At 38.3% G+C, this 19,678-nt stretch carries 15 protein-coding genes; 13 read left to right on the forward strand and 2 right to left on the reverse strand.

The window, feature by feature from the left end; genetic code table 11:
- The first annotated feature begins 2 nt into the window (after positions 1 to 2).
- The 6 genes from D1953_RS11225 (at position 3) to katA (ending at position 8,070) form a co-directional block, all read left to right on the forward strand.
- Positions 3 to 197 (forward strand): alpha/beta-type small acid-soluble spore protein, encoded by a 195-nt coding sequence (locus tag D1953_RS11225; RefSeq protein ID WP_119117277.1) that lies wholly within the window; start codon positions 3 to 5, stop codon positions 195 to 197.
- A gap of 213 nt (positions 198 to 410) precedes the next feature.
- Positions 411 to 1,229: an undecaprenyl-diphosphate phosphatase gene (locus D1953_RS11230; RefSeq protein WP_119117278.1), complete on the forward strand. Its 819-nt coding sequence runs from the start codon at positions 411 to 413 to the stop codon at positions 1,227 to 1,229.
- Between the two features lie 370 nt (positions 1,230 to 1,599).
- Positions 1,600 to 2,805 (forward strand): MFS transporter, encoded by a 1,206-nt coding sequence (locus tag D1953_RS11235; protein WP_245980047.1) that lies wholly within the window; start codon positions 1,600 to 1,602, stop codon positions 2,803 to 2,805.
- 155 nt (positions 2,806 to 2,960) lie between these two features.
- A complete protein-coding gene (locus tag D1953_RS11240) occupies positions 2,961 to 3,290 on the forward strand; it encodes a hypothetical protein (RefSeq protein ID WP_119117280.1) in 330 nt (109 codons plus the stop codon).
- 386 nt (positions 3,291 to 3,676) lie between these two features.
- A complete protein-coding gene (locus D1953_RS11245) occupies positions 3,677 to 6,040 on the forward strand; it encodes a penicillin acylase family protein (protein WP_119117281.1) in 2,364 nt (787 codons plus the stop codon).
- Positions 6,041 to 6,621: 581 nt separating this feature from the next.
- Positions 6,622 to 8,070 (forward strand): catalase KatA, encoded by a 1,449-nt coding sequence (gene katA / locus D1953_RS11250; RefSeq protein WP_119117282.1) that lies wholly within the window; start codon positions 6,622 to 6,624, stop codon positions 8,068 to 8,070.
- A 169-nt stretch (positions 8,071 to 8,239) separates the two neighbouring features.
- Here katA and D1953_RS11255 read toward each other — a convergent pair whose 3' ends face one another.
- Complete coding sequence (locus D1953_RS11255) at positions 8,240 to 10,363, reverse strand: methyl-accepting chemotaxis protein (protein ID WP_245980049.1); 2,124 nt, start codon at positions 10,361 to 10,363, stop codon at positions 8,240 to 8,242.
- 370 nt (positions 10,364 to 10,733) lie between these two features.
- Between D1953_RS11255 and D1953_RS11260 the strand changes: the two genes are divergently transcribed.
- From D1953_RS11260 to D1953_RS11285, 6 genes are all read left to right on the forward strand, one after another.
- Positions 10,734 to 11,648 carry a proline dehydrogenase family protein gene (locus tag D1953_RS11260; protein WP_119117284.1) on the forward strand — a complete coding sequence of 305 codons (915 nt, stop codon included), beginning with the start codon at positions 10,734 to 10,736 and terminating at the stop codon, positions 11,646 to 11,648.
- Positions 11,649 to 11,663: 15 nt separating this feature from the next.
- Positions 11,664 to 13,211, forward strand: a complete 1,548-nt coding sequence (gene pruA, locus D1953_RS11265; protein ID WP_119117285.1) for an L-glutamate gamma-semialdehyde dehydrogenase — start codon at positions 11,664 to 11,666, stop codon at positions 13,209 to 13,211.
- Between the two features lie 98 nt (positions 13,212 to 13,309).
- A complete protein-coding gene (locus D1953_RS11270) occupies positions 13,310 to 13,597 on the forward strand; it encodes a hypothetical protein (RefSeq protein ID WP_182480581.1) in 288 nt (95 codons plus the stop codon).
- Positions 13,598 to 13,985: 388 nt separating this feature from the next.
- Positions 13,986 to 15,143 carry a phosphoribosylglycinamide formyltransferase 2 gene (gene purT / locus D1953_RS11275; RefSeq protein WP_119117286.1) on the forward strand — a complete coding sequence of 386 codons (1,158 nt, stop codon included), beginning with the start codon at positions 13,986 to 13,988 and terminating at the stop codon, positions 15,141 to 15,143.
- An 82-nt stretch (positions 15,144 to 15,225) separates the two neighbouring features.
- Positions 15,226 to 15,600 carry a nucleotide excision repair endonuclease gene (locus tag D1953_RS11280; RefSeq protein WP_119117287.1) on the forward strand — a complete coding sequence of 125 codons (375 nt, stop codon included), beginning with the start codon at positions 15,226 to 15,228 and terminating at the stop codon, positions 15,598 to 15,600.
- 203 nt (positions 15,601 to 15,803) lie between these two features.
- On the forward strand, positions 15,804 to 16,367 hold the full coding sequence (locus D1953_RS11285) for a tyrosine-type recombinase/integrase (RefSeq protein WP_119117288.1): 564 nt from the start codon (positions 15,804 to 15,806) through the stop codon (positions 16,365 to 16,367).
- A 90-nt stretch (positions 16,368 to 16,457) separates the two neighbouring features.
- Here D1953_RS11285 and D1953_RS11290 read toward each other — a convergent pair whose 3' ends face one another.
- Complete coding sequence (locus tag D1953_RS11290; RefSeq protein ID WP_119117289.1) at positions 16,458 to 17,150, reverse strand: universal stress protein; 693 nt, start codon at positions 17,148 to 17,150, stop codon at positions 16,458 to 16,460.
- Positions 17,151 to 17,278: 128 nt separating this feature from the next.
- On the opposite strand from D1953_RS11290, the gene D1953_RS11295 reads away from it, so the two are divergent.
- Positions 17,279 to 19,678 carry a Na+/H+ antiporter subunit A gene (locus D1953_RS11295; RefSeq protein WP_119117290.1) on the forward strand — a complete coding sequence of 800 codons (2,400 nt, stop codon included), beginning with the start codon at positions 17,279 to 17,281 and terminating at the stop codon, positions 19,676 to 19,678.

Below are 19,678 nucleotides of genomic sequence, written 5' to 3' on the forward strand. Positions count from 1 at the left end.
ACATGGCAAATAACAATAGCAACAACTTATTAGTGCCTGGAGTAGAACAAGCTCTTGAGCAAATGAAGTATGAAATTGCTAGTGAATTTGGTGTGAATTTAGGGCCTGACACAACTTCCCGTGCAAACGGATCAGTTGGTGGAGAAATTACAAAGCGTTTAGTACAAATGGCTGAACAACAACTAGGCGGTCGTTAATTAAACTTAATAAATATGGATTGAAAAAGAAGGAGCATCGTTCTCCTTCTTTTTCCCGTTTGTAAAGATTTATTGATAATAAAGCGTTTTATAAAGTATAGGATGTTATTATTTTACTTATTGTACATAAAGATTTCAGCAATTTACATTAGACTTTATAGTGAACAAGCGATAGAATCTAGCTATGTAAGTAAAAAATGCTGAGGTGGCAAGATGAATTTATGGGAATTATTTGTAGCCGTTATTTTAGGGCTTGTTGAAGGACTGACAGAGTTTGCTCCTGTTTCGTCAACAGGACATATGATTATTGTCGATGATTTATGGTTAAAATCGCAAGAATTGTTAGGTAGTGAAGTTGCAAATGCATTTAAAGTTGTAATCCAACTTGGTTCTATTTTAGCGGTTGTTGTTTTGTTTTGGGGTCGATTTATGGACCTATTAGGTTTGAAGAAAAAAGGGGCTGCAAACGGTCCGAAGTTGAATTTATTACAAATTTTTGTTGGACTTTTACCTGCGATGGTGTTTGGTTTATTATTCGAAGACTGGATTGATGAATATTTATTTTCTGTTAAAACGGTCGTAGTGGGTCTCTTTGTTGGAGCATTTTTAATGATTGCTGCAGATAAATTCCGTCCAAAGGTAACAGCACAAACCGTCGATCAGATTACATATAAACAAGCATTTCAGGTTGGATTGTTTCAGTGTATCGCTTTATGGCCGGGATTTTCACGCTCTGGTTCAACCATTTCAGGTGGAGTATTACTTGGAATGAGCTACCGCGCCGCATCTGATTTTACTTTTATTATGGCGGTGCCGATTATGGCTGGTGCCAGTTTATTGAAGATGATGAAATATTGGGAGTTCTTTACACCTGAGATGATTCCATTCTTCATTGTTGGTTTCGTAAGTGCCTTTATTTTTGCGCTTATTTTTATTCGATTCTTCTTGCAGTTGATTGATAAAATTAAGCTTACACCATTTGCGATTTATCGTATTGTTATCGCGATTATTTTAATGTTTATTATTTGGTAAAGTGGAAAAAGCCTCCGTTTGGTGAGGCTTTTTTTGTTATATTAAACTAGCTTATGCTCATTTCATCATAGCTAAAGAACGTAGAAAAATGTGGTCTTATACGTTAAAAACCAGCAGCATTATATATAATATGTCCAACTTGTTAAACCGCTATAAGACGGTTTATTTAAAGATACTGTTGATTTTTGGCTCCTACTCGTGTGAGACCGCAGTCTCACACGCCTTTCACCAACTATATGGAATGTGATGAGGTCAAAAAATCAACTTAGATTTATATAGTATACATATCTATCTATTTTACTATGAAAATAGACAATATTCGGAAAAAGTATTACGATAATAGTAGTTCATGTCGAAAGGTCTGAAGATTGTGAAGTATATTGAGCCGTCAGGAAAGTCGTTTCGAGTCACCCTTTTAGCGTTATTTCTTGGAAGCTTTGTCACGTTTGCGGATTTATATAGCACACAGCCAGTAATTCCAATGTTTGCTAAACAATTCAGTGTGACGCCGGCTACAGCGAGTTTAACGCTTTCGTTTTCGACGGGGACATTAGCCATTTGTTTGTTGATTGTTTCATTTTTATCGGAAAAGATTGATCGAAAAAAAATGATGGGGATAGCGTTAACCTTATCGGCTATTTTATCAATATGTGTCGCTTTAACGTCTAATTTGTATACGCTCATTGCTATTCGGGCTTTGCAAGGTGCCGTATTAGCTGGATTTCCAGCAATCGCAATGGCTTATATTAATGAAGAATTTCACCTCAAAAGCTTAGGGTATGTTATTGGAGTATATGTGAGCGGTTCGAGTATTGGCGGACTTTCAGGCCGGTTAATTATTGGAGTATTAACAGATTATTTTTCTTGGCAAGTAGCCATTGGAAGCCTCGGTGTGTTAAGTTTACTTATTAGTGTCGCTTTTTGGTGGATGTTGCCTGCACCTCAACATACAGTTCGTCACTCTATTTCACTTTCTTGGATGAAGCAATCGTTACTAAATAATTTGAAAAAACGAGAGCTTATTTGTTTATTTCTGATTGCCTTTTTTTTAATGGGCTCGTTTGTTACTGTTTATAATTATGTAGGCATTCCGCTTATGGAACCACCATATAATTTGTCACAAACAGTGATTGGTTTCATTTTCCTTATCTATTTAGTAGGTACATTTAGCTCGACGTGGATGGGGAAAATGGTAGATCGGTTTGAACGGACAAAAGTAATGGTATTAGGTATTTTGATTATGGCTGTAGGCGCTCTTGTTACATTAGCTGCTCCTTTAGCATTGAAGATAATCGGTTTAGCATTATTTACATTTGGTTTCTTTGGTGCCCATTCGATTGCGAGCAGCTGGGTAGGGCTGCTTGCGGATAAAACAGAGAAAGCTCAAGCTTCTTCTCTCTATTTATTATTTTATTATGCAGGTTCGAGTATCGTTGGGGCGGTAGGAGGACTATTTCTGCATCGATTCGCATGGCCCGGTGTGATTGCTTCTGTATCCATTTTACTTATGTTGGCTATGGTGTGTTCGTTATCGATTGAGAAGGTGAAGAAACGAGCATATTCACGCTTGTTTTGAAATATATTTTTTTGTACTACTAAAATGTATGATTAGTTGCTTAGAAGTAGTCTCAGTTTAGTAGCTAATTTAAGGCTGATAGTATAAGGAGAACAGATTCTCTGTCTTAAAAGCAAACGAGAATCGAGTTTTCTAATCAAAAGGGAAGTGTGTGATTGAATCCTAAAGCAATTATTCTAGTATTCTTAGTCGGAGTATTTGTTACACTCACCATTTTCACTTCTGTAAATCCGAGAGGCCTGGAAAAAGTCGTGATTAAAGAAAAATATTATCCTCACTTCGGTGATGGGAAGGCCATTGGATTTGAAACAGAAAAAGTCATTTCTGTTTCTCAGACAGAAGAAGGGTCAAATTGTGCAATGGATTTTAGTAACGGTGAGACGTTAGAAATCGATTGCGATCGCTATATTAATTATAAAATTGGTGAAACGGTTTATATCACCTATGATAAAAAGGAAGTTATTGAAATTAGACGAAAGCGATAAAAGGGTAGCGACAGCAATATAAAGTGTGATGATTGCGGTTGATGATTAAGCGGTATCTAGAGTGGAGAAATACACACTCTTTGCGAGAATTAGCCATGGTACGTGCATTTAAAGTATAAGAATTATAGAGAAAAGGGCTGATGATGTGTCAGTCCTTTTTTGTCGTCTAGGAAACTATAAAATTCTTGAATTATGGATAAGAGTTTCAATATCCAACTAATCAGGGCGTTTGCGCTTTTGTTCTGTGAATTTTTAGGTGAATGTGTAATTTGAGATAGGAAAGATAGTATACAAGGCGAATATGTATTAATAAAGTTATATGGGGAAATATGGTTATCGGAAGAATCCTATAACTAAGTTCTTAGTTTAAGAAAGCAGGTGAGGAAATGGAGACAGTGCTGCCGAAGCAAAAAACAAAACGGAAGTGGGGCAGGCGAACATTATGGGGTGTGGCGATTCTTCTAGTATTAGCTATAGCAGCTTTTATTGCCTTTAATTTATATGTGGCCAGGTCTCTTCCAGAAACGAAAGGAGAGATGACTCTTTCGGGGTTGTCACAATCTGTTGAAGTGATTCGTGATGCACATGGAGTTCCTCATATTCGAGCAAAAAGTGAACAAGATTTATATATAGCACAAGGCTATATTCAAGCACAAGATCGTTTGTTTCAAATGGACTTAAGTAGAAGACAGGCATCAGGCAGGCTCAGTGAAGTTGTAGGTGAAGCGACAATTGAGAAGGATAAATACTTTCGAACGCTCGGATTGCGAAGAGCAGCGGAAGCTTCGTATAATCAATATTCTAAAGAAGGGAAAGCTGTGCTTCAGGCCTTTGCAGATGGGGTGAATTTGTATATTGAACAATTACAGAAAAGTGGAAAGTGGCCGATTGAGTTTACATTATTAGGTTATGAACCAGAGCTCTGGAGTCCAGTCGATTCTCTGACGATTGGTAAGTATATGGCTTTTGATTTAGGAGGGCATTGGGAAGACCAAGCTTTTCGACAGTATTTATTGCAAAGCTTCTCAAAGGACAAAGCCTATGATTTATTCCCAAGCTATCCAGAGAATGCACCATATGTGATTTCGAAAGAAGAATTAGATATTGAGAAAAGTTTCGCTAAGGCTTATATCCCTAATCAATTTAACGGCAGCAATAACTGGGTTGTTAGTGGTGAGAAAACTGAATCAGGTTCTGCTTTATTAGCTGACGATCCTCATCTTGGTTTAGCTACTCCATCGATTTGGTATCAAATGCACTTGCAAGCTCCAGCTATCAATGTAAGTGGTGTCATCTTTGCTGGTATTCCAGGAATTATTCTCGGTCATAATGAACACATTGCTTGGGGTGTGACCAACACAGGACCGGATGTACAGGACCTCTATATCGAAAGAAGGAATCCAGAGAATAAAAGTGAATTTTTATACGCAGGCAAGTGGAAAAAAGCAAAGATTATAGATGAACCAATTCGAGTAAAAGACGGAAAAACAATAGATTATCAAGTAACAGTGACAAGACACGGCCCTGTCATTTCTGAATTTGCTGGTGCAAGTGGAAAGGATACGGTTTTAGCGTTGCGTTGGACAGCGCTTGATCCATCTGCTGAGCTTGAAGCTGTTTTAAATATGAATCGAGCAGAAAACTGGGATGAATTCGAAAGAGCGCTATTTAAGTTTGAAACACCGGCTCAAAATTTCGTATTTGCGGCTAAGGATGGCACAATTGCCTATAAGGCAAACGGTAAAATCCCAATTAGAAAGAAAGGGGATAGTCTGCTTCCTGTTCCAGGCTGGACAAAGGAATATGAGTGGGAAGGGTATATTCCATTTGAAGAGCTGCCAAAAACAATTAATCCAAAGGAAGGATTTATCTCAACAGCGAATAATAAAGTGATTGGTGATGAGTATCCATATCATATTAGTCATAATTGGGCTCAGCCATTTCGTCAAATGCGCATTCAAGAATATTTGAGAACTAATAAGAAATTGACAGTAGAAGATATGCAGAGGTTGCAGATGGACGAAATGAATCTACAGGCGAAAGAATTTCTTCCACAATTTTTACATGTATTGAGTAGTTCAGCAAGTGTACAGGAGGAGAAAGCTTTAGATGCACTTCAAAAGTGGAATTATATTGATAATAAAGATACTGCAGCCCCCCTTATTTTTAATTTGTGGATGCAGGAAATAGGGAATGTGCTGTTTGTAGAAAAAATTCCAGAAGAGACATTGAAGTTATTTGGTGGTCGTAAGCAGGCGGTTGATCAACTGTTGCGGAGAGCATTAAATGGAAAGGCAGGACCGTGGATAGAAGAAGCAGGTGGTTTAGAGCGAGTATTGATGAACTCCTTGCAGACAACACTAAAGGAAATTGAAAAGATGCAAGGGGACGACGTTGCGAAATGGAGTTGGGGAGACTATCACCAAGTTCGGTTTAATCACCCACTTTCAAGCGTTCCGCCGTTACAATACTTGTTTAATTCTAATGGTAGTATACCAGTCGGGGGAAGTTCTGTTACGGTAAAGGCGGCTTCCTATCTCAATGATGGTACAGTTAATCATGGAGGATCGTGGCGTTTTATTATGGACTTAAAGAATATGAATGAGTCTTATCATACAGTTGGTCCTGGACAATCCGGACATGTGAAAAGTAAGTGGTATCATGATCAAGCAGATGATTGGGCAAGAGGAACGTATCATAAAACGGTTTTACACAATCCGGAAGGCGAGAAGTTAGTCTTAAAGCCTTGAGAGAAGCGAAGGATAAGAAAAAGGTGAGGGACTATTAGTAGGCCTCTCACCTTTTTCGTGCTCGTTTTCTTTATTTCTGATTGGCAGAGCAGAGAAGTACATGGTAAATCAGTGTCAACTCTATAGGCTATTTAATGATATATAAATTAGATTATTTATATATCAACAACGAAACCTATTCAATAAATGTTTCTAATTTATTAAGAGCTTTGACTTCTTTCAGGTCTGAAACCTTTCATTTTCAAAAGGATGAAAAAGAATTATCTAAACTAGGTCTTTTTATAACTATGTATTGAATATAGTGATGGTGGTTATTCTCTTTTATCCCCTTCCCTTAGAGCTTATTGATAAATGATGAAAATTATATATTTAAAAGAAAGAATACAAAATTGGAAAATTATTAATAGAAATTATATAATTAATCTGAGTTTCTATCTTTTGTTTTACCAATTTTTTGGGATGTTATTCCAAGTAAATATTATTACTTTTTTAAAATTATTATAAATAAGTATTGATTTTTATTTAATATAGTTTATTATATTAACTATCAATAATAATTCTAATTAAGAGGTGACGTGAAGATGACGAAAAAACTAACGACAAGCTGGGGAGCACCAGTAGGCGATAATCAAAACTCTATTACAGCTGGACAACGTGGACCAGTTCTCATTCAAGATGTACATTTATTAGAGAAATTAGCACATTTCAACCGCGAACGTGTTCCAGAGCGAGTTGTTCACGCAAAAGGTGCTGGAGCATATGGAACCTTTACCGTGACAAATGATGTGTCGAAATATACAAAAGCGAAACTATTCAATGGTGTTGGAAAAGAAACAGACATGTTTATTCGCTTCTCAACAGTAGCTGGAGAATTAGGTTCAGCTGATACAGTTCGTGACCCGCGCGGATTCGCAGTTAAGTTCTACACAGAAGAAGGAAACTACGATATTGTTGGGAATAACACACCTGTTTTCTTTATTCGAGATGCAATTAAATTCCCAGATTTCATTCATACACAAAAAAGAGACCCAAGAACGCATTTGAAAAATCCAACAGCAGTATGGGATTTCTGGTCACATTCTCCAGAGTCTTTACATCAAGTAACGATTCTAATGTCTGACCGTGGTATTCCAGCTACTCTTCGTCATATGCATGGGTACGGAAGTCATACATTTAAATGGGTAAATGCAGAAGGACAAGCGGTATGGGTAAAATACCACTTTAGAACAGAACAAGGAGTTAAAAACCTTGATGTGGATCTTGCTGCAAAACTTGCAGGAGAAAATCCAGATTATCACACAGAAGATTTATTTAATGCAATTGAAAAGGGAGATTTCCCAGCTTGGAAGCTTTACGTTCAAATTATGCCTTTAGAAGATGCGGACACATATCGCTTTGATCCGTTTGATGTAACAAAAGTTTGGTCGCAGAAAGATTATCCATTAATTGAAGTAGGGCGTATGGTTCTAAATAAAAATCCAGAGAACTACTTTGCTGAAGTAGAACAAGCAACATTTTCACCAGGAACATTTGTACCAGGTGTAGAAGCTTCTCCAGATAAAATGCTTCAAGGACGCTTATTTGCTTATGGAGATGCGCATCGTTACCGTGTTGGTGCGAATCATAATCAACTTCCAGTTAACCGTCCGAAAGCAGAGGTTAATAATCATCAACGCGATGGTTTTATGGCTGGCGACGGCAATGGTGGACGTTCTGTATATTATGAGCCAAATAGCTTTGGGGGGCCAAATGAAGTGCCTGAAGCGAAAGTTACTCCATTTGATGTGACAGGGCAAGCAGCACAAGTAGCATACGATCATGATGATCATTACACTCAAGCTGGTGATCTTTATCGCTTATTAAGTGAAGAAGAGCGTACTCGTCTAGTAGCGAATATTGTAGGGGCAATGAAACCGGTAGAGCTTGAAGAAATTAAACTCCGCCAAATTAGCCACTTCTATAAAGCGGACCCAGAATACGGTACACGTATTGCTGAAGGGCTTGGCTTAGCTGTGCCGCAACAAGCTTAATAGATTAGATTTTTATATTCATAGGAAATCCATATATTGTTTTTGAATCAGGAAATAACACAATATTTAGTGCGGAAACAACAGAAAGAAGATGGAGTTCAAACGAAAATTTAAAAATAAAAGGTTTCTCTACACTCTGAAAATAGGTATCCCTGTATTGAAGGGATACCTATTTTTTAAAAGATTTATCGTTAGAAAGATGAAACTTGGATACATATCGTGCAAGTGTATTGATTACGAGAGAACTTAGTTCATTATCATAGCGTGTGTCTTGAATTAAATGCACCATTTTCTTAGTGGACATATCAACATTTTCCACCGTACGGAAGTTTTGTTCGTTGACGATGGCGATGCTGCGGATGATATCACGCATTTGTTCTGTTACATTTGGTTGGGTTGCCGATGCTTGAGACATAGATGTTAATACGTCACGTACAACGCGAATATATTCAGAACCTCTTTCCACTTCGTTGCTGCTGTCTTGAATAGAATTCTGAACAAGTGAAGAACTGTGTTCGATGTTTCCTAACGTATGTTTAATCTCCTTTGTTGCGAAAGTCGTTTGATCGGCGAGTTTGCGTATTTCTTGAGCAACAACAGCGAAGCCTCTTCCATACTCACCAGCGCGAGCAGCTTCAATTGTTGCGTTTAAGGCGAGTAAATTCGTTTGTTCGGCAATAGCATTGATCGTATTGACGATGCGTTCAATATTTTGAGAAGATTGTGTGAATGTTTCAGTTAAGGTGAGCGTATCATGAACCTTGTTCACAATCTCGCTCATTTTATCGTCGATGCCTGCAACTTGTTTTTGTGCTTCGAGTAATTGTTCCTGGCTCACTTTTTCCATATCATTTAATGTTTCGCGGATTTGATCGACTTGATTCATAGCTTGATGTACGTCGTGTAATTGCTGCTGTGTGCTCTCTAACATTTCATTCATTTGTTCAATAACGGAATGAGAGTTTTGCTCAACGATAACGGTTCGCTTACGTAATGCTTGATTCATTTGTTCGACATCAAGTGTAGCTGATTTTACTTGATAAATTAATTCTTCTTGACTGTCTATAAAATTATTAATCCAGCGTCCCATAGCCCCCGTTTCATCATTGGAAAGCAATTCTTTTTTTACACGAATCGTTAAGTCACCGCCGCCTTCTGCGATTGTTTGAATCATTTCCGTCATTCGATTTAAACGATTAACAATTGGTTTTAATTGTTTTTTATAAAAATAGGAAGTGGCGAGTACACCGTATAAAATGTTAATGAGTAAGGCTAACCATGGTGGAACGAAAAAAGCCGTTAAAAGTTGATAGAGTACAATTCCAAGCATGGTAAGCAGGATGAAGCTCTTGCCTAAACGAAAGCCGATAGAGCGTGTTCGATATACTTCTTCTAAATCACCTTCACACATCATCCCCCAAACATCAGGTGAACCAGGCATCTGGAAAGTAACCCCTTTTCCGATGACGGGAATGTGACGATAATCAGAATATCCAGGAAACTCAACGAATAGATTTTCTCCATTGTCAATCGTATGTTGAACACCTGGGTGTAATTTTTTTGTAGCCGGATCAGTGAAGCGAATTTCGAATTCAGTATGCTTCTTAATTTTTACAATTCCCCAATGTTTTGTTGTGACACCATCTTTTAAATTCTCTCCGAGTGAGAAGGTATGATCTTCAAATCGGCTGCGAGATAATGCTATCCCTTGTTCGATAGATGGATCTAGATGAGAGTCAATCATAAAAATATAATTGTCGCCGGAATCTTGATAAATATGTCCAGCCTCTCGTTGAATTAAATCTCCTATCACATCATTTGGAAGTCGACCGACTAGTATATAAACGAGGGCGCCATCTTTTATGACGGGTTGGAAAAATAAAATTGTAACTTCATCATGGAATTTGGAAGTGCGGGGTCCGATTTCTAATGTTAATGAATCCGTAAAGGGACCGTAAAGAAGGTGCTGCTCCGTTTGGATGACCCGCTCTATTGCTTTTTTATAGATTGGAGTTTGATTTGTATTGTAAGTGTGACCTATATGCTTTGGGTAGCTTGAAAAGACTACTTTTCCTTGTGGATTTAGAATGAATAATTCGGTAAAATATGTACTTTTTTCTTTGGAAACTTCTAAAAAAGAATTTAAATCTTGCTCAGAGATACGTTCTAATTCTTGTGCTCGTTTTTCTAAAGAAACCCATCGCTCATTTGTCCATTCGTATAAAAGACTAACACGAGTCTTCGCAATGCTTTCGAAAATTTCCTCGACTGACTCTTTGGATGAGCGATTCAACCTATATGACCACCATAAAGGGAGACCTTCTTTAAAATCTAACCAGTCAAAAAAGCCCATATGTATTCTCATTCCTTTCTGAATTTATTAAAGAATATGAAACTATGATCATCTATTTCAAATATTCAAAAAATAATATGTAATGTTATTTAACATCATTTTGTTAGGAGTATTGTAGCATGAAAGGGTAGAAAGGGAAACAGCAAAATCAATTATGTTAGTTCTTTCGTATGATATAGGCATTGATATTCATCTTTTTTGCTAATCTTGTAGAGTTATTATTTAAAAAGAATAAAAGCTTAAGTATGGAAAATATAATGAATATAAGAGGGGTGGTTGTAACACTTTTCACCGTACTGGGGGAATTGGAATGGAAGCAATAATGAGGAACTTCTTTCAATTTTTAGCGAGAAATAAACGCGTGAATAAGTGGGCTGCGAAATATGGGTTGCACCTAGGTGCGCAAAAATTTGTGGCAGGATTATCTATTGAACAAGCAATTACACAAGTGCGGCTGTTATATGAAGACGGGCGAGCAGCGACATTGGACCATTTAGGTGAATTTGTGAGAAGTGAGGCAGAGGCAAGGCAATCTGCTTATATGTGTTTGAAAGCGTTAGAGGCAATTGCTGAAGCCAATGTTCCTTCCCATTTATCTGTTAAGTTGACATCGCTTGGACTAGATATAAGTGATGATTTATGTTTTGAACAGATGTGTCATATTCTAAATAAAGCGAGTGAGCATCGGATTTTTGTTCGGATTGATATGGAGGATTATGCACATTGTCAACAAGCGATTGATCTCTTTAAGCGATTGCGGAAGATGTATGACGGAGTAGGTCTTGTTTTACAAGCTTATTTATATCGAACGGAACAGGATCTACGAGACTTGGGTCAAATCAGTGCCAACCTTCGTCTTGTAAAAGGGGCTTATAAAGAATCACCTGAAGTGGCTTTTCCAAAGAAAGCGGATGTAGATAAAAATTATTTAAAAATTATTAAACAGCATTTGTTAAATGGACATTATACAGCGGTCGCTAGTCATGATGAACAGATTATTCATCAAGTGAAAGAGTTTGTAAGAGAAAAAGAGATAAAAAGGGATCAATTTGAATTTCAAATGCTTTTTGGCATTCGTGAGGATATGCAAAAGAAATTAGCAAGTGAAGGATATACAGTACGCGTCTATGTACCATATGGGAAGGATTGGTTTGGTTACTATATGAGGCGCTTAGCTGAAAGACCGGCTAATGTTTGGTTTGTGATGAAGAATTGGATGAAATAAGAGGAGGAATGAAGAATGGTATTTTCCTATAAACATGAACCATTTACTGATTTTTCTTTACAAGAAAACAAAGATGCTTTCATAACAGGTCTAGCAAAGGTGGGGGCGTATCTCGGTCAAGAGTATCCGTTAATCATTGGGGGAGAGCGAATTTCAACCAAAGAAAAAATTGTCTCGGTTAATCCGGCCAATCATAGCCAGGTTATAGGCAGTGTGTCAAAAGCAAATAAGCAGCTTGCAGAAAAGGCAATGCAAATAGCTTCGGAAACATTTAAAACATGGCGTAAAACAAAGCCAGAGATGAGGGCGGATATTCTTTTTCGTGCGGCTGCGATTGTTCGACGTCGCAAGCATGAATTTTCAGCATGGTTAGTGAAAGAGGCAGGGAAACCCTGGAATGAAGCAGATGCGGATACGGCAGAAGGAATTGACTTTATGGAATATTACGGGCGGCAAATGTTAAAGTTGAAGGAGGGGGTTCCGGTAGAAAGTCGTCCATCTGAATTCAATCGTTTTTCATATATCCCGCTCGGAGTGGGGGTAATTATTTCACCATGGAATTTTGCTTTTGCAATTATGGCAGGGATGACAACGGCGGCTATCGTATCAGGCAATACGGTTTTGTTGAAACCAGCCAGTACCACTCCAGTTATTGCAGCAAAATTTATGGAAGTGCTTGAAGAAGCGGGGCTGCCTGCTGGTGTTGTGAATTTTATTCCGGGAAGTGGAGCGGAAGTAGGGGATTATTTAGTCGATCATCCGAGCACACGTTTTATTAGCTTTACAGGTTCCCGTGATGTAGGGGTTCGTATTTTTGAACGAGCATCGAAAGTGCAGGATAGTCAAATTTGGTTGAAGCGTGTCATTGCGGAAATGGGAGGGAAGGATACGATTGTTGTCGATAAAGAAACAGACTTAGAGCTTGCGGCACAATCGATTGTTGCCTCTGCATTCGGATTCTCAGGTCAGAAATGTTCAGCTTGCTCACGGGCGGTCGTTGTGGCTGATGTGTATGATACGGTTTTAAATCGTGCTGTTGAATTAACGAAGAAGTTAATGGTTGGTGATCCAGCTTATCAAGAGAATTTTATGGGACCGGTGAATGACCAAGCGGCTTTTGATAAAGTTATGAGTTACATCGAAATAGGGAAACAGGAAGGGAAGTTGATGATTGGCGGCAAGGGGGATGCTAGAGAAGGCTGGTTTATTCAGCCTACTATATTCGCTCATGTAGCAGAACATGCACGTATTATGCAGGAGGAAATTTTCGGGCCTGTAGTTGCTTTCTGCAAGGCGCGTGATTTTGCTCATGCGCTGGAAATTGCGAATAATACGGAGTATGGCTTAACGGGTGCTGTTATTTCAAATAATCGTTCTCATATTGAAAAAGCGCGTGAAGATTTTCATGTTGGAAATTTATATATTAATAGAGGGTGTACGGGTGCGATTGTTGGTTACCAACCCTTTGGCGGATTTAATATGTCAGGGACAGATTCAAAAGCAGGCGGTCCAGATTATTTGATTCAGCATATGCAAGGAAAGACCATTTCTGAAATGTTTTAAGGCACTTTTAAATCATCAAGATGCCCTTCAGTGTTACTCACTATTTCTCTTCATTATCATATTTTAACAGGGTAACTATGATAATGAAGGGGGAAAAAATGATGAATATAGATGAAAGATTTCCATGGTATCTTCAAGGAGTTAATTGGAAAGGGATGGGGCAAGGCGGCTATTGGCCGGGAACAGGGCAAACAGGTTATTGGCCAGGCGGCCAGTGGCACGGCGGAGGCCACTGGCATGGAGGGCACCATGGAGGTCACTGGCATGGAGGCCATCACGGTGGTCACTGGCATGGGGGGCATCACGGCGGAGGTCATTGGCATGGAGGTGGCCATCATCATGGGGGGCAGTGGCAAGGAGGTCATTGGCCAGGTAGTAGTCAATAATTAGGCAGTGTGTATTAGAAATGACAAAAGAAGCTGTTCCTAAGTTTGGAACAGCTTTCTTTATAGGTTGTTATCCCACATTTAACGAGCAGTAAGCCCCTGCTGATAGAGGCTTTACTTTATTTGAAAAATCATCATATGATACGGTAAATATTAATGGAACCGTTTTCGAACAAGGGAAGGAAATTAAATTTTAAATAGAAACGGCGATTCTTAATTGAAGAGAATCGTTTTTTTGTCTGGTTGAATAATATTCGTAAAGCATGGTGATTTTATATTGTGTTATTGTTTCTTTGATGAAACAATTGATGATTGGCGAATAAAATATCGTTTTACTAGAATGATAGTTCGTATATAATGATGAGAAAGACTAAAGGAGGAAGTGCGAATGTTTAAAACGAAGAAAATGGTACTGTTAGGGTCAGGGGAACTTGGGAAAGAGGTTGCTATTGAAGCGCAGCGTCTTGGTGTGGAAACCATTGCGGTGGATCGCTATGAACAAGCTCCAGCTATGCAGGTTGCTCATCGGAGTTATGTGGTTGATATGTTAGATGGAGAGAAAATTCGTGAAATCGTTGAAAGAGAAAAACCAGATTTAATTGTTCCGGAAATCGAGGCCATTGCGACTTCAGAATTATTGAAGCTAGAGGATGAGGGATTCCGTGTCATTCCAACCGCACGTGCAGCGAAGTTAACGATGGATCGAGAAGGGATTCGCCGTTTAGCAGCTGAAACATTAGGTCTTCCAACGGCTGGGTATCGATTTGCTGATACATATGAAGAATTTGTGCAAGGAGCACAAGAAATTGGCTTTCCATGTGTTGTGAAACCATTAATGAGTTCATCAGGAAAAGGGCAAAGTGTATGTGCATCTGAAGCGGAACTTGCTAAGTCCTGGGAAATTGCGATGGAAGGCGGACGCGTACAAAATGGACGCGTGATTATCGAAGAATTTATTCACTTCGATTCTGAGATTACATTGTTAACGGTTCGTTCGGTAAATGGTACGAATTTCTGTGCTCCAATCGGTCACATTCAAAAAGGCGGCGACTATATTGAATCTTGGCAGCCTCATAATATGACAGAGCAGCAAATTGAAGAAGCCAAGCGAATTGCGAGGACAATTACAGATGAGCTAGGTGGACTTGGATTATTTGGTGTTGAATTGTTTCTTTCTGGAGAAAAAGTTTATTTTAGTGAGGTATCACCGCGCCCACATGATACAGGTCTTGTGACGCTCGTGACGCAAAACTTATCTGAATTTGCCCTGCATGTGCGTGCGATTTTAGGATTCCCAATTCCTGAAATTACGCTTGTGACACCGGGAGCGAGCCGTCCGTTTAAGTCAGAAGAAGAATACGAGGACTATTCAATTACTGGAGTAGACCAAGCCTTATCCGTTCCAGACACACAGGTTCGTGTATTTGCTAAACCGGTTACGAAGATAGGGCGCCGTGTTGCTGTAGCGTTATCGACGGCTGAAACAGTAGAAGAAGCGAGAGATAAGGCGAAGCGAGCTTTAGATTTCTTACGTGTTGAAAAATAAAGGCTTTCTTTAATGCTAAATAGCTTTTCCAGTATAAATATGATAGTATTTAGCTTTACTTAAACAGAGGAAGTGACATATTGTGATTCACATTGAAATACCTGAAGCAGACATTACAATTACACAGCGACAACAAGTGCGAACAGCAGATGAGCCAGTAATTAAGGATATTTATGGATTTATTGATTTTCATCAGATTCCAAGAGATAAAGGCGGCATCTTCATGTTTTATAATGAAGCAGGCGAGCTTCTTTTTGTTGGAAAAGCTCGAAAGCTTAGACAAAGAATTAAAAGACATTTTGAGGACCAAGTTTCACCGATGAAACATTATCGAAAGGAAGTTTATCGAATTGATGTTTGTATCGTCGAGTCTCCGATGGAACGTGAGATTTATGAAACGTACATCATTAATGAATATCAAGCGAAATATAATATTGATAAAGTATTTTTTAAATAATAATCAAAAAGCCGGAAACTTTAAAGTTTCCGGCTTTTTTTACTTGGAGGCATTATTTTTTGAGAATTTGTTAGATAACGTTGTTAATTTTATGCTTTAGATATAATAAAAATGCAAAAACTAAAAGAACGTTAAAATTGTAATGTTACATAGTATTTGTTAATATAATAATTAAGTAACATTAGATTGTAGGAGGAAATGGTGTGGAGTATGTCGATCCTATAAAAGACATCGAGAGTATTAATGCGATTAAACAAATTTTGCAACAGCAATCACAAAGAGATCTTTTGCTTTTCGTATTAGGTATTAATACGGGAATCAGAGTGAGTGAGTTACTGGCTTTAAAGGTAGATGATGTTTGGGAAGGTTCTCATATTAAAGAATTTCTCCGTATTCGCGACACTAAGCATGAAGAGGTAAAGGCGTATTATTTAAATAATAATGTGAGAGATGTTCTCGAAAAATACCTGGCACAATGGAATTTTACCGGCAGTGATTATTTGTTTAAATCTAAGAAAAATAATCAACCGATTACACGCCAGCAAGCTTATCGAATTATTAATCATGCTGCCAAAGAAGTTGGAATTCCAGGGAAGATTGGAACACATACTTTAAGGAAAACATTTGGCTACCATGCGTATCGGAAAGGAATTGCCATTTCCATTTTAATGTCGATTTATCATCATCATTCTCCTGCGGAAACGTTGCGTTATTTAGGGATTGAAAAGAATGAGGAACATTTAATTAGAGTAGACGTCAATTTATAGCGAATGGTGATAAAACTATTTAACTCATATAAAAAACCTCCACAAGTATGAACTTGTGAAGGTTTCTAGAGGATTGCTCATATAAGTTAGTTATTGTTGATCGTTATAGGTTTCGAGCGTAGCAGTCACGTTAACATTTGTTAAATCTTTAACGTAGTCTTCTATAACATGAACTTGCAGTGTTTCTTTATTTTTCATGAACTTGAATATTCCGTTATTAAAATCTGTGCCGAGTTCCTTGAAGAAAATTCCTTCAAACTCAACATTCTTTGTATGGTTGAAAGTAAGTCGGTATTGATCATTTTCTTTAATAAGATACGCACGTACCCCTTTTTCAAAATGTCCTTCTTGGTCTTTAAGTGAACGAGACACAGAGATGATATGAAGGTCAATGAATGGAATCTCACGTAATAAGGAGTTAATCACTGATTCTTTTGTGATTTGTTCCCAGCGGCTTTGCGCTGTTTGCCCCAGAACGATTTGTGTAATATGTTTCTCTCTTGCCACTTCAGCGATTACTTTGGTGACGGATCGTTTTTCATTATCTTTAATAATGAATTCTTCAGCGTTATGCTGTTCAGCTAATTGTTGCCATCTCGTAATATAAAATGATTTTTCTGCATCCAATTCATCGAAAGGCTTAGGATCAATCGTTAGGATATAGAGCGGGCAGTCGAGCATACTCGCAATCTTACAGCCACGTTGAATGAGGCGTTCGCCATTTGGTCCATAATAAACGCAGACGAGGATGCTCTCATCCATGCGTCCTTTGATCTTCTTCATGATTTAGTTCACCTCAATAAATAGATGGGAATGAAACAAGTTAGTAAGTATCGTTAGACTATGTATGACTATAGCTTATGGTTCGGCTGCAGTCAATTAAATTTATAAAGAATAAGGAGGGAGCCGAATTGTCTTGGTTACACACCATGATTGTAATTCCATTTATCTTTGCGCTATTTGTACCATTTCTATATAAATTCTTTACACCTCGAATTCATACAGGGTGGTTTGTATTCATTGTGCCGCTTTTATTATTCTTATCTCTTCTAAAATATATCCCTACCATTGCTGAAGGAAAGACTGTCTATCACTCCGTACCGTGGATGCCATCTTTAGGAATTAATTATACAACTTATATGGATGGGTTGGGGCTTATTTTTGGACTTTTAATTACTGGAATCGGTACATTAGTTGTTCTTTACTCCATTTACTATATGTCCAAACACCGTGAATCCCTTCATAACTTCTATGTGTATTTGCTGTTATTCATGGGAGCGATGCTTGGAGTTGTTTTTACTGATAATGTTTTAGTTTTATATGTATTTTGGGAAATGACTAGTATCTCCTCGTTCTTATTAATTGCGTATTGGTACCAGCGGAAAAAATCTCGCTATGGTGCTCAAAAATCTATGCTTATTACAATATTCGGTGGTTTGGCGATGCTTGCTGGTTTTATCATGCTATCCATGATAACAGAAACGTATAACCTGCGAGAGATGTTCAATCAAGTAGACGTCATTACTGCACACTCTTTATTCCTTCCTGCAATGCTTTTAATTCTATTAGGCGCTTTTACCAAATCTGCTCAGTTTCCATTTAGCATTTGGCTGCCAGATGCCATGGAAGCACCCACACCAATTAGTGCTTATCTGCACTCTGCGACAATGGTGAAGGCTGGTATTTATCTAGTAGCCCGGTTTACACCTATCTTTGGCGGAAATGCGGAATGGTTTTGGGTAATCTCAAGTATCGGGCTTATCACTTTGTTGTACGGTTCTATCAATGCGGTTAAACAAACGGATTTAAAAGCGTTATTAGCTTATTCGACCATTAGTCAATTAGGACTAATTATGTGTCTGCTCGGATTGGGATCTGCGGCTCTTTATTTCGGATATGGGGATGAGGCAACGGTCTATGCAGCGGCCATTTTAGCAGCCATCTTCCACTTAATTAATCACTCTACATTTAAAGGTAGTCTGTTTATGGTCGTTGGGATTATTGACCATGAAACAGGGACCCGTGATATTCGAAAGCTTGGCGGTTTAATGGGGCTTATGCCGATTTCCTTTACACTAACCATTATTGGAAGCTTTGCTATGGCAGGGTTACCCCCGTTTAATGGCTTTTTGAGTAAGGAGATGTTTTTTACAGGTGTCTTGAATGCCTCTCAAATGAACATATTTAGCATGGATACATTCGGATTACTCTTCCCAACGATTGCGTGGATTTCTAGTGTATTCACGTTCATTTACTGCATGATTTTACTGTTTAAAACATTTGCGGGAAGGTATCAACCGAGCAAATTAGAGAAGGCAGCGCATGAAGCTCCGTTAGGTATGTTGATTTCGCCTATTCTACTAGCCTCGCTCGTCATTCTTATTTTCTTTTTCCCAAATGTGCTTTCTCATTATTTATTACAACCTGCGTTGATTGCCATTTTACCAATCTTTGCCGAAAGCGGTGGCATTGATGTGAAAATTAGTGCTTGGCACGGTTGGAATACAGAGCTATTTATGACGTTGGGGATTGTAGGACTGGGAACCTTCATGTACATCTATTTGAAAAAGTGGTCCGGGGTATACGGTCTGTTTTCTCAAAGGTGGACGCTCAATGCTGGATATGATTTTGCGATTGAAAGGATGGAGAGGTTTTCCGAAGGATTCACGAATCAATATATGACTGGTTTTATTAGAGATTATGTTGTGTACATTTTTGCAGTGCTAATTGTTATGCTTGGTGGTTCTCTTTGGTTATTTGATGGAATCGCGATGGATGTTTCGAATGATGCTCCTATTAGTCTATATGAAGGAGGAGTAGTTGTCGGGATGATTATTGCGGCAATTACCGTTCCGTTAGCTAAATCCAGGCTGACGGCCATCATTGCTGTTGGAGTGCTTGGCTATCTCGTATCTATGCTGTTTGTCATCTTCCGTGCACCTGATTTAGCTCTTACTCAATTGGTTGTTGAAACGGTGACAGTTGCTCTATTTTTATTGTGTTTCTACCACCTGCCAGAATTTCGAAAAGCAACGGTTCCGATGCGATTTAAATTAACTAATTTAATCATTTCTATTGGAGTGGGAGTAATTGTTACCATCATCGCATTGTCTGCCAATAGCACAAGGCTTTTTGAACCAATCTCAAGCTATTTTGAGAATTCTTACGATCTTGCAGGTGCTAAAAACATAGTAAATGCTATCCTTGTTGATTTCAGGGGTATTGATACGATGCTGGAAATATTTGTTTTAACTATTGCGAGCCTTGGAGTGTACACATTAATTAAACTTCGATTAGCGGGGAGGGATTAA

The organism is Peribacillus asahii, assembly GCF_003570725.1.
GTDB classification, from domain to species: Bacteria; Bacillota; Bacilli; order Bacillales; family DSM-1321; genus Peribacillus; species Peribacillus asahii.

Coding starts and splice junctions, on each gene's coding strand:
- katA (WP_119117282.1), top strand. CDS start 6,622: ATGACGAAAAAACTAACGACAAGCTGGGGAGCACCAGTAGGCGATAAT.
- D1953_RS11245 (WP_119117281.1), top strand. CDS start 3,677: ATGGAGACAGTGCTGCCGAAGCAAAAAACAAAACGGAAGTGGGGCAGG.
- D1953_RS11270 (WP_182480581.1), top strand. CDS start 13,310: ATGATGAATATAGATGAAAGATTTCCATGGTATCTTCAAGGAGTTAAT.
- D1953_RS11230 (WP_119117278.1), top strand. CDS start 411: ATGAATTTATGGGAATTATTTGTAGCCGTTATTTTAGGGCTTGTTGAA.
- D1953_RS11225 (WP_119117277.1), top strand. CDS start 3: ATGGCAAATAACAATAGCAACAACTTATTAGTGCCTGGAGTAGAACAA.
- D1953_RS11290 (WP_119117289.1), bottom strand. CDS start 17,150: ATGAAGAAGATCAAAGGACGCATGGATGAGAGCATCCTCGTCTGCGTT.
- pruA (WP_119117285.1), top strand. CDS start 11,664: ATGGTATTTTCCTATAAACATGAACCATTTACTGATTTTTCTTTACAA.
- purT (WP_119117286.1), top strand. CDS start 13,986: ATGTTTAAAACGAAGAAAATGGTACTGTTAGGGTCAGGGGAACTTGGG.
- D1953_RS11260 (WP_119117284.1), top strand. CDS start 10,734: ATGGAAGCAATAATGAGGAACTTCTTTCAATTTTTAGCGAGAAATAAA.